This is a genomic window from Mesorhizobium sp. B3-2-1, from assembly GCF_006439515.1.
Lineage (GTDB): Bacteria > Pseudomonadota > Alphaproteobacteria > Rhizobiales > Rhizobiaceae > Mesorhizobium.
Genome location: NZ_VFTI01000020.1, coordinates 1 through 13,568 on the forward strand (window position 1 = coordinate 1; position 13,568 = coordinate 13,568).

Genomic DNA, 13,568 nt, shown 5'->3' on the forward strand with positions numbered 1-13,568 from the left:
CAACCGCATCTTAGGGGGAGAAAACTGTTACCTATGTATCCGGTTCATTCTGTTACCCATCTATCCGCTGGACACTGGCCGCAACGCCGATGCCTTTCTTGCAAAGAAAGCGATTGGCGAAACCGTCGATGACAGCGCCCCTCTCCCCGTCACTATACGGGGAGAGGATGCCGGCAGGGCAGGTGAGGGGCGGCGCCAACATACGCACGGTTTCGAAGACCAACCGCCTACCTTCACTCCGGCACCACCACCACCTTGACCTCGCCCGGCGCCGGCGGATTGGCGATCACGCCAGGCGCCTCTTCCAGCGACACTTGCCTGGAGATCAGCCGATCGATCTCGATCGCGCCGGACGCGATGAGCGCGGCGGCGCGGCGGTGTGTGTAGGGGTTGAGGAACGAGCCCAGCACTTTCAGCTCCCGGAACAACAAGTCGAAGGGCTCGAATTCCGCCTTCATGCCTTGCGGCGTCACGCCGACGATGACGACGATGCCGCCGGCCCTTGCCAGCCGCATCGACTGCTCGACGGTCTCACGCACACCGGCGCATTCGAACACCACGTCGGCGCCACCGGGCGCCAGGCCGGCCGGACCGGCGATCGCATCGATCACATCGGCGGCTGTGGGATCGACCGTCGCCGTCGCGCCGAGTTCCCTGGCAAGCGCGCGTCGCGAGGCTTGCCTTGTCGACAGGATGATGGTGGTGGCCCCGGCAAGCCGCGCCAGTTGAACGGTGAGCAGGCCGATGACGCCGCCGCCGAGCACGACCACCGAACTGCCTGGCTTGATCCCGGCAAGGTCGACGCCGTGCAGGCAGCAGCCGAGCGGCTCGCAGAAAGCGCCATGCGTCGGTTTCAGATCCGCGGGAAGGACAAAAGCCTGTTTCTGCGGCATCACCAGATAGTCGGCAAAGCCGCCGTCGCGGTGGATGCCGATGGCGGTGAGATTGCTGCACAGATTGACGCGGCCGGCATGGCAATGGCCGCAGCGTCCGCAGGCGATGTTGGGATCGCCAGTGACCCGGTCGCCGACGGCAAAGCCGGAGACGGCGGTGCCGATTGCCTCGACGATGCCGGAGAATTCGTGCCCGGGCGTCACTGGCGGCCTGCAGGGGAACTCGCCGTGGAAAAGATGCCGGTCGGTACCGCAGACACCGCAGGCCTCGATCCGCACCAGGAGCTCGTCCGGGCCGGGAACAGGCTTGGCAACCTCGCGCAGCGCGATGCTGCCCACTTTCTCCAGCCGGACGGCTTTCATGGCGTCTTCCCCTCCGACCTCAGTTGAAATTCGGCGGCTGCGACAGGTCCGGCGCCGGTGCCGCCGGTTTGGCCGGCGGCGCATCGCCGAAATTCGGCGGTTGCGACAGGTCGGGCGTGCCGGGCGCCGCCGGCGCGCCACCGCCATTGGCAGGCGCGCCGCCGCCTTCCGGCGTGCCAAGCGGCGACAGGCTGGGCATTTCCGGCACCTTGTAGTCGATCGTGCCGGAATCGACGACCGCGCCCTTGTAGCGCATCACCATTTGCGGGAAGGCGATGGTCAGGGCGATCATGATCACCTGGATGCAGACGAACGGCACCGCGCCCCAATAGATCTGGCCCGTCGTCACCGGCGCGATCTGCTTGCCGGTCAGGCGGTCGAGGTAGGGCACGCGCGAGGCGACCGAGCGCAGGTAGAACAACGCGAAACCGAACGGCGGATGCATGAAGCTGGTCTGCATGTTGACGCCCAGAAGCACGCCGAACCAGATCAGGTCGATGCCGAGCTTGTCGGCGGCCGGCGCCAGCAGCGGCACGATGATGAAGGCCAGTTCGAAGAAATCGAGGAAAAAGGCGAGGAAGAAGACGAGCAAGTTGACGCCGATCAGGAAGCCGACTTCGCCGCCCGGCAGCGAGGTCAAGAGATGCTCGACCCAGATCTGGCCGTTGACGCCGTAGAAGGTCAGCGAGAACACCCGAGCGCCGATCAGGATGAACAGCACGAAGGATGACAGCCGCGTCGTCGAGGCCAGCGCCTGCTTGATCACGTCCATCGACAGCCGGCCCTTCATCGCCGCCATCGCCAGCGCGCCGACCGCGCCCATGGCGCCGCCCTCGGTTGGCGTGGCGATGCCGAGAAAGATGGTGCCGAGCACCAGGAAGATCAGGGCCAGCGGCGGGATCAGCACGATCACGACCTGCTGCGCCAGCCGCGACATCATGTTGATTTTCAGACCGCGGTCGAGGATCGCGACGACGTAGATGAAAACAACGCCGACGGCCGCGCCGAGAATGTCGGCATTGTCGCCATGAGCGGGCACCAGGTAACGGTAGGCAGCGTAGGCGATCGCCACGGACGCTACCAATGCGATCAGCAGGGACACCACGCCGTGGCCGAGCGTCCGCGCCTCGAGCGGCAGGGCCGGCATCGACTTTGGCCGGACGATCGACATGATCACGATGTAGAGCGTGTATAGGCCTGTCAGCACCAGGCCGGGGATCAGGGCGCCAGCATACATGTCGCCCACCGAGCGGCCGAGCTGGTCGGCGAGAACGATCAGCACCAGCGACGGCGGGATGATCTGGGCAAGCGTGCCCGACGCCGCGATGACGCCCGATGCCACCCGGCGGTCATAGCCATAGCGCAGCATGATCGGCAGCGAGATCAGGCCCATGGCGATGACGGACGCCGCCACCACGCCGGTGGTCGCCGCCAGCAACGCGCCGACGAAGATCACGGCATAGGCGAGGCCGCCGCGGATCGGTCCGAACAACTGGCCGATCGTGTCGAGCAGGTCCTCGGCCATGCCCGATCGCTCGAGCACGATGCCCATGAAGGTGAAGAATGGGATGGCCAGCAGCGTGTCGTTCGACATCACCCGGCTGCCGTAGAAATTGTCCGGCAGCGCATAGAGCAGCGGCCAGGCGAGATTGATCGCGCCGCCCGAATAGGGCGTCAAGAGCACGCCGATGAAGAAGAACATCAGGCCGTTGGCGGCGAGCGAAAAGGCGACGGGATAGCCGATCAGCATGAACAGGATCAGCGAGGCGAACATGATCGGCGCCATGTTCTGGGCGATGAACTCCATCACGAACGCACCTCTTCAGCGAGCGCCTTGGCTTCTTCAGCGAGCGCCTTGGCTTCGAGTTCGGCCTGTTCGTGCACGGAAATGAACGGGTTCGGATCCTCCATGATGCCGCGCATGATGGCGATCTTCTTGATGATCTCGGAAATCCCTTGCAGCGCGAGCAGGAAAAAGCCGACCAGCAGGATGGCCTTGGCCGGCCACACGATCAAGCCGCCGGCGTTGGTCGACATTTCACCGCTGTGGAAGGAAAGCGACACATAGGGCACGAAATAGAACACCATCAGCGTCACGAACGGCATCAGGAAGAAGACGTGGCCGAAGAGATCGATCCAGTGCTGCACGCGGCGTGAAAACAGGCCGTAGACGATATCGATGCGGATATGCTCGTTCTGCTTCAGCGTGTAGGCGGCGGCCAGCATGAAGGCGCCGCCGAACAGGTACCATTGCAGCTCCAGCCACGCGTTGGACGACGTGTCGAACGCCTTTCGGATGACCGCGTTGGCCGCGCTCACCAGGATCGCCAGCAGGATCAGCCAGGATACCGATTTGCCGATGAATTCGTTGGCGCGATCAATGGCCCTGGATAGAGCGAGAAGCCCTGCCATGCATTCCTCCCTGATGCGGTGACGCGCGATCCCCCTTTTTCGTCGCGCCGCCTGGCCCAACCGTATGCAGTGCGTGGTCCGGTTGGTCAACACGAGGAGGAAGAATGCAGGCCATCGGCCCTTGCGGCACGGTGGAAAACCGCAGCCTGACGAAAGGTCATGCAACCAAAGTCTGACGGGTTCAGACGGCCTTGCCGGTGTCGCGGCCGGCGCCGATCAGGATCAGCATGGCCACCAGGAACAGATACATCCACGCATCGCGCCATTCGACCGGGAAATAGCCGGCCCACAGTGATTCGGCCATGCCGAAAGCGGCCGCGCCCAACGCGGCCCGTGATGGCGAGAGATAGCCGCCGACAGCCGTCACGAACAGGATCTTCAGGCCATAGACAAGGCCGGAACCGAAGCTGACATTGCCGTAATAGAGGCTGGCCATGACCCCAGCCAGCGCGGCGCAGGAGCCGCCGAGCAGCACGGCACGCCGGAACACGCCACGCACATCGACGCCGCACAGGGCGGCCGCCCTGGGGTCGTCGGAGACGGCGCGCCAGCACCGGCCGAAGTTTGAGCGGGCAAACACCCACGTAGCGAGTGCGACCGCCGCCACGACCACGGCGCAGTCGAGCACCTGGATCAGCGTCAGCGTCGCCTTGAAGCCGGAGCCTTCGGCGAAGACGATGGGCTCGGCCAGCATTGGCGGCAGCCACAGATCATGCGTCTCGGCCGCGATGCGGCTTGCTTCCGACAGGACGAGCAGGATGCCGAGCGTCGTCACCACGATGGCATTGGGCGAGCGGTCGGCCAGCGGCTCGAAGACGCTGCGCGACAGGACATGGCTGATGAGCGCGGCATAGAGGAACGCCGCGACGACGCCGAACAGCACCGAAGCCAACAGCGTCAGCCACAGCACCTGATAGCCGAAGGCGACGCTCAGGATCATTGCCTGGCCGCAGAAGGCAAACAGCGCGCCATAGGCGAGGTTGGTGCGGTGCAGGATGCCGTTGGTCAGCACGTAGCCGAAGGCGAGCAGCGCATAGAGCGCGCCCGAATGCAGCCCGTTCAGCACCTGCTGGAAGAAGTAAAGCATGCTCGACAACACCAGAAGCATCCCGCCCAGGAGCGATCGGATAGGAAGCGGATCGGACAAAGGCGACCGTATCGTGCGCTTCCGAGGTTTGCATCGCCGAATCTAACTTGTCAAATGCGATTTATCGGTTAGATTTTCAGGAATGACAGTTGCCTGGACCCCACACCGCTTCACCGGCGGCCTGCTCGCGCTCGACACGGCGAACACCGTCGTGCTGCGCGGCGATCCGGAGCGCACGTTCGACCGCTTCGACGATCCGGCCGAGATCGCCCGCTTCGCCGACGCGGCCAGCAGCTTTCGCGCCGCCGAGCTTGGCGACAGGCGGCTGGCGGTGTCCTCGCCGGCCGCAATCGCGCCCGTCGTGCTGTCGATCCGCGAGACGACCGACCGGCTGTTCCGAGGCGCGGTGTCGAAGGGCGCTGTCGCCACCGCCGCCCTGCCCGAATTCCTGCGGGCCTGCGCCGACGGCCTGGCCGCCGGCCGGACCGAGATCGGGACGCCGGGGCGGCCGTTCGGCGATCCGGACACACCGATCGCCTTCGAGGCGGCGCTGGCGGTTTCAGCCCTCTCACTGCTGCGCGGCGACACGGTCGCGAGGCTCAGGATCTGTCCCAACTGCACCTGGCTGTTTGTGGACAGAAGCCGCAATTCGAGCCGCCTTTGGTGCGACATGGCGGTGTGCGGCAACAGGCAGAAGGCAAGCCGTCACTATCGCCGCCGCAGGGCGGTCAATGAGGTCAGGAATGCCTAGAACTCTCTTCCGCTCGATCGTTGTTGGCGCGGCGCTGGTTGCGGCGATGGCACTCGGCGCCTGTCGCGATACCGGCGGCGAAGGCAAGCTGTTCGAGGTCTCCGGCAAGATATTCGTCTTCAACTACCGTCTGGCCCGGGCGACCTATGTCGTAACGCTGCGGCCCTTGCGGCCGATGGGCGAGGGTCAGGTGGCGGTTGCCAGCTTCCAGAACCCCGCCGGTGGTGATCCATTCGTGGTCGAGCAGAAGGTCTGGCCGAAGCTCGACAAGGTGAGCCTGGAAAGCCCGGCGCTGACCTGCGTCGTCAAGAACAAACCCTATGCCATCGCCATCAGCATCAAGGGCGCCGACGGCGCGGTCCTGCAGACCATCGACACCACCCTGATGTCGACGGAAGATCAGTCCATCCTGCCCGACCGGCCGCTGGTCATCGACCAGCTCTACACGGCCAATCCCGACCTCGCCGGCCATCCCGACGGCAAGCTGCCGGGCGAGCCGAAGCCGGACTGCTCGAAAGCCGGCTGACGGCATCGATTTCGACTGGAATTTTCGTGCGCCGTCGCGCTCTCGGCGCACGGTTTCATGCGCCGTCCAGCGCCCGACGGACTGTTTGTTGCGCGTTGGCTGGTCCTTTCGATTTTGTTTGACCTGTCTTGCAAGGGAAGAAAGGATGCGTCATCCGATCCCGACGTTGGCTGCTGTTCCGCGCGGCCTTCGCAGAGGAAATGCCTGATGACGCTGCATGATGTCGCGCTCGACGACAAGTTCGATCTTGGGAAGGAGCGCATCTTCCTGTCCGGCGCGCAGGCGGTCATCCGCATGCTCCTGATGCAGCGCGAGCGCGACCGCCGCGCTGGCCTGAACACGGCAGGCTTCGTCTCCGGCTATCGCGGCTCGCCGCTCGGCGGCCTCGACATGCAGCTGTGGAAGGCGAAGAAGCAGCTCGCTGGGGCTGATATCGTCTTCCAGCCCGGCCTCAACGAAGAGCTTGCCGCCACCGCCTGCTGGGGCTCGCAGCAGACGGAACTGCTGGGCGAGGGCACCCATGACGGTGTTTTTTCGGTGTGGTACGGCAAGGGGCCTGGCGTCGATCGTTCAGGTGATGTGTTCCGCCACGCCAATCTCGCCGGCTCGTCCAGACATGGCGGCGTCCTTGCGCTCATGGGCGACGACCACATGGCCGAATCCTCGACCAACGCGCACGCCACCGAATTCCTCTTCGTCGACACCATGGTGCCGATCCTCAACCCGGCCGGCGTCCAGGAGATCATCGACTACGGCCTGTATGGCTTTGCCATGTCGCGCTTCGCCGGCACCTGGGCGGCGATCAAGTGCGTCAAGGACAACATCGAATCGACAGCCTCGGTCGATGCCTCGCTCGAACGGTTGAACATTGTCGTGCCGGATTTCGACATGCCGCCGGGCGGCCTCAACATCCGCCACGAGATCGACATGCTCGGCCAGGAAGAGCGGCTGCATGAGCACAAGCGTGCCGCGGCCTCCGCCTTCATCCATGCCAATGGGCTGAACAGGATCGTCTATTCGGGCGGCCGCAATCCGAAGCTCGGCATCATCACCCTGGGCAAGAGCTATCTCGACGTCCGCCAGGCGCTGGAGGATATCGGCGTCGACGAGGCGGGAGCCAGCCGCATCGGCGTGCGGCTGTTCAAGGTCGGCTGCCCCTGGCCGCTCGACCTGCTGCACATCGCCGAGTTCGCGCGTGGTCTCGACACCATCGTCGTGGTCGAGGAGAAACGATCGCTGATCGAGGTGCAGTTGCGCGAGAGCCTTTATGGCACCGCTTCGCAGCCGGTCATCGTCGGCAAGAAGGATGAGCGCGGCGACTGGCTGTTCCCGGCCAAGGGCGCGCTGGACCCCAACGAGATCGCCATTGCTCTCGGCGAGAGGATCGTGAAGACCATCGGCCCGTCCGAAGAGATTTCGGCAAGGGTGGCGAAGCTGCGCCAGTTCCAGGCGATGCTGGCGGACGCCACCGACATCGGTTCGCGCACGCCCTTCTTCTGCTCGGGTTGTCCGCACAATTCCTCGACCAAAGTGCCGGACGGCTCGATCGCCGCCGCCGGCATCGGCTGCCACTTCATGGCGCTGTGGATGGACCGCAACACGCTCGGCTTCACCGCCATGGGCGGCGAGGGCGCGCAATGGGTCGGCCAGGCGCCGTTCTCCAGGCGCGACCACATCTTCCAGAATCTCGGCGACGGCACCTACAACCATTCCGGTACGCTGGCGATCCGCTTCGCCCTGTCGAGCGAAGCCAACATCACCTACAAGATCCTCTACAACGACGCCGTCGCCATGACCGGCGGCCAGCCGCATGAGGGCGGGCTGACCGTGGACATGATCGCCAGGCAGGTACGGGCGGAGGGCGTCGACCGCATCGCCATCGTCACCGACGAGCCCGACAAATATGCTGGGAAGGCCGAGTTTCCGGCCGGCGCCACCATTCATCACCGCGACGACCTCGATCTCGTCCAGCGCGAGTTGCGCGACGTCAAGGGCGTGTCGATTCTGCTCTACGACCAGACCTGCGCCGCCGAAAAGCGCCGCCGCCGCAAGCGCGGCACCTTTCCAGATCCCGACAAGCGCGTCTTCATCAACGAACTGGTCTGCGAAGGCTGCGGCGATTGCGGCGTGCAGTCGAACTGCGTCTCGATCCAGCCGGTCGAAACCGAATTCGGCCGCAAGCGCAAGATCGACCAGTCGAGCTGCAACAAGGATTTCTCCTGCGTCAACGGCTTCTGCCCGTCCTTCGTCACGGTGCACGGTGCCAAGATCCGCAAGGCCGAAGGCCTGGCCGGCAAGACCGACCCGCTCGAAGGCGTACCGACACCAGCCGAATTCCCGCTCGGCGTCGAGGGCTGGGCGGCGATCATCGACGGCGTCGGCGGCACCGGCGTCGTCACCGTCGGCGCCGTGCTCGGCATGGCGGCGCATCTGGAGGACAAGGGCTGCGGCATGATCGACATGGCCGGCCTCGCCCAGAAGGGCGGTTCTGTGTTCACCCATGTCCGCATCGCCCGCACGCCGGACGATATCCATGCCATCCGTGTCTCAGCGGGGAAAGCCGACCTCGTGCTGGGCTGCGACCTCGTCGTCTCAGGCGCCAAGAAGGTGCTGACCGCGGTGCGCGAGGGTCATACGATATTCCTCGCCAACACCGCCGAGATCATGCCGGGCGAATTTGCCCGATCGGCCGATTTCTCGCTGCCGGTCGAACGCCTGAAGAAGGCGATCCGGTCAGCCGCCGGCGACGACAAGGCGCATTTCTTCGACGCCACCCGCACCGCCACCGCGCTGTTCGGCAATTCGCTCGGCGCCAACATGTTCATGCTCGGCTTTGCCTTCCAGCACGGTGGTCTGCCGCTCTCGGCCGAGGCGGTTGAAAAGGCTATCGAATTGAACGGCGAAGCAGTGGCGATGAACATCGCCGCTTTCCGCTGGGGCCGTCGCGCCGCCCACCAACCGGATTTCGTGCGCGGTCTCGTCGCCCAGCCGGGTCCAGCCTTCGCCGGCAAGGCCGGGCAGGCCGCGCCGGTCGCCGAGACCCTCGACGAGATCATCGCCCGCCGTGTCGCCTTCCTCGCCGCCTATCAGAACGCTGCTTACGGCAGACGCTACGCCGACAGGATTTCGACGCTGCGAGCGGCGGAAACGAAGGCCATGCCGGGTTCGACCGACGTGACCGGGGCCGCCGCCAAAAGCCTGTTCAAGCTGATGGCGATCAAGGACGAATACGAGGTGGCGCGGCTCTACACCGACGGCTCCTTCGCCGCCGAGCTTGGCAAGCAGTTCCAGAGCTACGAGAAACTCGAATTCCATCTCGCGCCGCCGATCATGGGGCGCCGCGGCAATGACGGCAAGCCGAGGAAATCGAGCTTCGGCCCTTGGATGATGAAGGGCTTTCGCCTGCTGGCGGCGATGAAAGGCCTGCGCGGCACGGCTTTCGACCTGTTCGGCTACGCCGCCGAGCGGCGCATGGAGCGGCAATTGCTGGCGCAGTACGAAGCCGATCTACAGCTCGTGGCCAGCTCGCTGGCGCCGGGCAAGATCGAGGCCGCGGTAGCCCTGGTCTCGGTCCCGGCGCTGATCCGCGGCTATGGCCATGTCCGGCAGGCAAGCGCCGAAAAGGCGGCGGGCGAGCGCTCCAGACTGCTCCAGCGGCTGACCCAAACGATGCCGATACCGGTTCTCAGTGCCGCTGAGTGATTCCCCCACCAAAGCCTTTTTCGGGCTGTAAGGCCCTCTCGCCTTGGCAGGCGGACCGAAGCCGTTGCTTAACCCACTGTTCTAAGCCTTTCTTAAGGCGGTTGTGGCATGACAAGGCCTAGCGTTGGGCCGACCATATGGGCAAAACAAAGACCGAAAGCATCCCCGCGGATGTTTATATCCAATTTGTGCGGTCGTTGTTCGACAACGCGCACATGTTGGTGATTGGTGGCGCGTGCTACTGGATCCTCGGGTTCATGATTTATCTGCGCACGCAAAATCCGTTGTTTCTGGCCTTTTCATTTATTCTACTGCCGATCAGCCTTCTCCGCTATTTCGGTATCCGCAGCTTCCTGAAGACGGGCGGCGTGATTGCCGATGTCGAACACGCACACCGATTGGAGCGCAGCTACATCTTCAAGGGCTGCTTACAGGGCCTCGGTTTGGGTGCGCTGTGCTTCGTGTCGATCTATGTGTATCCCGACCCATTCGCCGAACTGGCGGCGATGTCGCTGACGTTGGCAACCCTGGTCACGGTTGTCGCCCGCAACTACGGTTCTCCGCGCATGGTGCGGATTTTTTCGGTAACCTTCATCGGTCCGATGGCACTTGCGCTCCTGCTGCGTCAGGATGCGCCGTCTGTCGTCCTCGGTCTGATGATCTTCCCGATGACGTTCATTACCATCAATAGCGCCGACCATGTTCGCAATGTGCTGTTTTCCGCGGTCATCGGCCACCAGCAGGCGAAAAGCATAACGCGCAGGTTCGACCGCGCGCTCAACACCATGTCGCACGGCCTAGTCATGCTCGGCCCTGACGGGCGCGTCGCGGTCGCCAACGCCGAGGCCGCTCACCTGATGTCGCTGAAATCGGCCGACGCGCTGCTCGGGCGCTCCATCCACGGCCTTCTGATGCGCGGCGTCGCCGGCGGCATGCTGGCGTCGAAGGACTGCCGCTACGTCGAGGCGCAGCTGACGCGCGCCCTGCGCGAGGGCAGGGACCGCAAGGTGCTTGTCTCGCTCGCCAACGGTCAACATTACGAATTCTCCGCGCGCGAAGGCAGCCTGGAACTCGGCGTGATCACCTTCGAGGATGTCACGGCGCGCGTCGAAGCGGAGGAAAAGATCCGGTTCATGGCGCGCTACGACAATCTCACCGGCCTTCCCAACCGCGCCTATTTTCACGAACTGGTGGGCGAGCTGATGGTCTCCGGCGACCGCGATCGCCTGTGCGGCCTCGCGGTGATCGACCTCGACGATTTCAAGAGCGTCAACGACACGCTCGGTCATCCTGTCGGCGACGGCCTGATCTACGCCGTGGCCGAGCGGCTGGCGGCCATCGCCGGGCAAGGCCTTACCGTCAGCCGCTTCGGCGGCGACGAGTTCATGCTGTTCTTCGATCGCATCGATGACGACAGCCACCTGGCGAGCCTGCTCGACGGGATTTTCGCCGAGCTGCAGGGAGAGGTCGACGTCGCGGGCCATGGGTTGCGGATCCAGGCCAGCGCCGGCGCGGTGCTGTCCAAGGTCGGCGAAAGCGATGTCGACGGCATGATCGTCAAGGCGGACCTGGCACTCTACAAGGCCAAGGAGCTCGGCAAGAACGGTTGGCGGCTGTTCGAGGCGGCGATGGACGCCGCGTTCCGCAACCGCCAGCTGATGAAGGCGGATCTGCGCAGCGCCGTGGAAAGCAAGGGCCTGCGGGTCGTCTACCAGCCGATCGTGGCGATGAACACCATGCGCATCGCCAGCTGCGAGGCGCTTTGCCGCTGGGACCATCCCGATATTGGGCCGATCTCGCCCGGCATCTTCATTCCGCTGGCCGAGGAGATGGGAATCATCTCCGAGATCAGCACCTTCGTGCTCCATGCGGCTTGCACCGAATGCGCCAAATGGCCTGACCAGACCAGCGTCTCGGTCAACCTTTCGGCCAGGGATTTCCGCAACCGCGACGTCATCCAGAAGGTCCGCGATGCGTTGGCGAACTCCGGCCTCGCCGCCGACCGCCTCGAGATCGAAGTCACCGAAACCGCGCTGCTCGACGACAAATCCTTGACGCGCCAATATATCGAGGAGCTGAAGCAGCTTGGCGTTCGCATCGCCCTCGACGATTTCGGCACCGGCTATTCAAGCCTGAGCTATCTCCACAAGCTGCCCCTCGACAAGATCAAGATCGACCGGTCGTTCGTGATCGACGTCACCCAGAATCCGCGTTCGCTCGAGCTGTTGAAGGGCGTCGTCGACCTGACCCGCATCCTTGGACTCACCGTCACCATCGAAGGCGTGGAGACGTTCGAGCAGCTCAAGATCCTCATGCAGTCGGTGAAGCCGGATCTTGTCCAAGGCTTCCTGTTCGGCGCAGCGCTCAGCGCGTCGGGTATCGAGACGATGTCGAACGTCACCTGGCCATTTGCCGCGGATCTGCGTGTCGTCACCAAGCGCACAGCCGGCTAGCTTTCGCCGCAAATTCCCGCCCATCGGAGTCAATAATGTGCGTTGCTTGGATCGTGCGGCGGGCTCGTACGAACCAGCATATTTGAGCACATTTGGTAGCGACTTGGAACAAATCCAAGCAAAGCGCTCAGTAGCTTTCACGCGGACTTGGATATGGACGCCAAAACTGCTCCTTTAGCTAGCACCACTCTGCCGCCAGAATCTCCGGTTGTTAAGGTTAACAAGTGGTAAATCGGCAGGGTCGAATTTTCGGCTTGTGTCTCATTTCAACTCGAATAGCCTGTTCAGAGGCGGATACGAGGACTTGAGAATGGATGCTGCGAGAAACGATGCGCGGGCTGGCGCCGGCGCAAATGCTGGGTCGGCGCTGAACCATTCGATCATGCAATTGCTGGAGCATGTCGACTATCGTCTCATCACTGGAGGCGAGGATCTGGAGGCGATCTACCGCCTTCGCTATCAATCCTACCTGCAATCGGGCATGTGCGGCCCGATCGCCAGCGGGATGTTCGAGGATCGCTGGGACAATCTGCCGAATTCCTATCGGTTCGGCGTCTACTTCGATGGGCACCTGGTCAGCACACTACGGCTCCACTACCTTTCCCGAGAGCACCCTCATTCGCCGTCCGTCGACGCCTATCCGGAAATATTGGCCGAGCGGCTTGCCCGCGGAGAGACGTTCATCGACGGGACTCGCTTCGCAACCGATGCCGACAGTGCGCCCGCGCCCGGAGTCCTGCCTTTTCTGACGCTCAGACTAGGCATGGTGGCCGCAAGTTACTTTAACCTCACGGCAGTGCTTACGCCGATCAAGATCGAGCATTCCGCTTACTATGCTCGCATCTTCCATGCCATTCAGAGGACAGAGGGCAAGGTGTTCCCGGGTGTTCTTGCGCCGATCGCTCTGTTCGAAATCCCCTGCGGCGAAAACTTGCGCCAGACACTCGAACGGTTCCCGTTCTTTAAGTCGACGGCGGTGGAGCAGCGGATGATGTTCGCCAATCCGGCCATCAACCGGCTGACGCCGCTGTCCATCGTACCGACGGCGAAATACTATCGCGACGCTGCCTGAACGGGTGCCTTCCTGGCATCATGAACCTTTCCCGCGGATTCGCCGTTATGAGTAGCGGCATCGCCATCGAGTATCGCCGCAATTCTGCCCAACGGGCGTTTCGCCCCGGGCTCATGTCGCATTGTTCGTGGGAAGGAATACGGTCATGACCATCCACTCGCTCGCGCTCACGCCGCTGATCTCGCTGATCGCCGGCGTGCTGATTCTGATCATGCCGCGGCTGTTGAACTACATCGTCGCGCTCTATCTGATTGTCGTTGGACTGCTGGGCTTGTTCCCGCATCTGGCCAGCTGAGACAGCCGGGCAAG

11 protein-coding genes are annotated in these 13,568 nt (G+C 63.7%); 7 read left to right on the plus strand and 4 right to left on the minus strand.

Features of this window, described 5'->3' with window-relative positions:
* Window positions 1-259: hypothetical protein (locus tag FJW08_RS32695; RefSeq protein ID WP_210241201.1), on the plus strand; the 259-nt coding region annotated here is incomplete at its 5' end.
* Here the strand turns inward: FJW08_RS32695 and FJW08_RS20290 are convergent.
* From FJW08_RS20290 to FJW08_RS20305, 4 genes are all read right to left on the minus strand, one after another.
* Complete coding sequence (locus FJW08_RS20290) at window positions 234-1,256, minus strand: zinc-dependent alcohol dehydrogenase family protein (protein ID WP_140812020.1); 1,023 nt, start codon at window positions 1,254-1,256, stop codon at window positions 234-236. The genes FJW08_RS32695 and FJW08_RS20290 overlap by 26 nt on opposite strands.
* 19 nt (window positions 1,257-1,275) lie before the next feature.
* The gene (locus FJW08_RS20295) at window positions 1,276-3,063 is read right to left on the minus strand and encodes a TRAP transporter large permease subunit (RefSeq protein ID WP_140812103.1); all 1,788 of its coding nucleotides are present in this window, start codon (window positions 3,061-3,063) and stop codon (window positions 1,276-1,278) included.
* Window positions 3,063-3,668: a TRAP transporter small permease subunit gene (locus FJW08_RS20300; protein WP_140812021.1), complete on the minus strand. Its 606-nt coding sequence runs from the start codon at window positions 3,666-3,668 to the stop codon at window positions 3,063-3,065. The genes FJW08_RS20295 and FJW08_RS20300 overlap by 1 nt, the downstream gene beginning before the upstream one ends.
* Window positions 3,669-3,849: 181 nt before the next feature.
* The gene (locus tag FJW08_RS20305) at window positions 3,850-4,755 is read right to left on the minus strand and encodes a branched-chain amino acid ABC transporter permease (RefSeq protein ID WP_140812104.1); all 906 of its coding nucleotides are present in this window, start codon (window positions 4,753-4,755) and stop codon (window positions 3,850-3,852) included.
* A gap of 142 nt (window positions 4,756-4,897) precedes the next feature.
* Between FJW08_RS20305 and FJW08_RS20310 the strand changes: the two genes are divergently transcribed.
* The 6 genes from FJW08_RS20310 to FJW08_RS20335 all read left to right on the plus strand — a co-directional run bounded on the left by FJW08_RS20310 (window position 4,898) and on the right by FJW08_RS20335 (window position 13,554).
* Entirely contained in the window at window positions 4,898-5,506 is a 609-nt protein-coding gene (locus FJW08_RS20310; protein ID WP_140812022.1) for a CGNR zinc finger domain-containing protein, read from the plus strand.
* Complete coding sequence (locus FJW08_RS20315; protein ID WP_140812023.1) at window positions 5,487-6,032, plus strand: hypothetical protein; 546 nt, start codon at window positions 5,487-5,489, stop codon at window positions 6,030-6,032. The genes FJW08_RS20310 and FJW08_RS20315 overlap by 20 nt, the downstream gene beginning before the upstream one ends.
* A gap of 207 nt (window positions 6,033-6,239) precedes the next feature.
* Window positions 6,240-9,734, plus strand: coding sequence for an indolepyruvate ferredoxin oxidoreductase family protein (locus FJW08_RS20320; RefSeq protein ID WP_140812024.1), 3,495 nt, complete (start codon window positions 6,240-6,242; stop codon window positions 9,732-9,734).
* 137 nt (window positions 9,735-9,871) lie between these two features.
* Window positions 9,872-12,187: an EAL domain-containing protein gene (locus FJW08_RS20325; protein ID WP_140757091.1), complete on the plus strand. Its 2,316-nt coding sequence runs from the start codon at window positions 9,872-9,874 to the stop codon at window positions 12,185-12,187.
* Between the two features lie 256 nt (window positions 12,188-12,443).
* Window positions 12,444-13,259, plus strand: a complete 816-nt coding sequence (locus tag FJW08_RS20330) for an acyl-homoserine-lactone synthase (protein ID WP_246682451.1) — start codon at window positions 12,444-12,446, stop codon at window positions 13,257-13,259.
* A gap of 145 nt (window positions 13,260-13,404) precedes the next feature.
* Window positions 13,405-13,554 carry a DUF3096 domain-containing protein gene (locus FJW08_RS20335; RefSeq protein ID WP_140757087.1) on the plus strand — a complete coding sequence of 50 codons (150 nt, stop codon included), beginning with the start codon at window positions 13,405-13,407 and terminating at the stop codon, window positions 13,552-13,554.
* Window positions 13,555-13,568 lie beyond the last annotated feature (14 nt).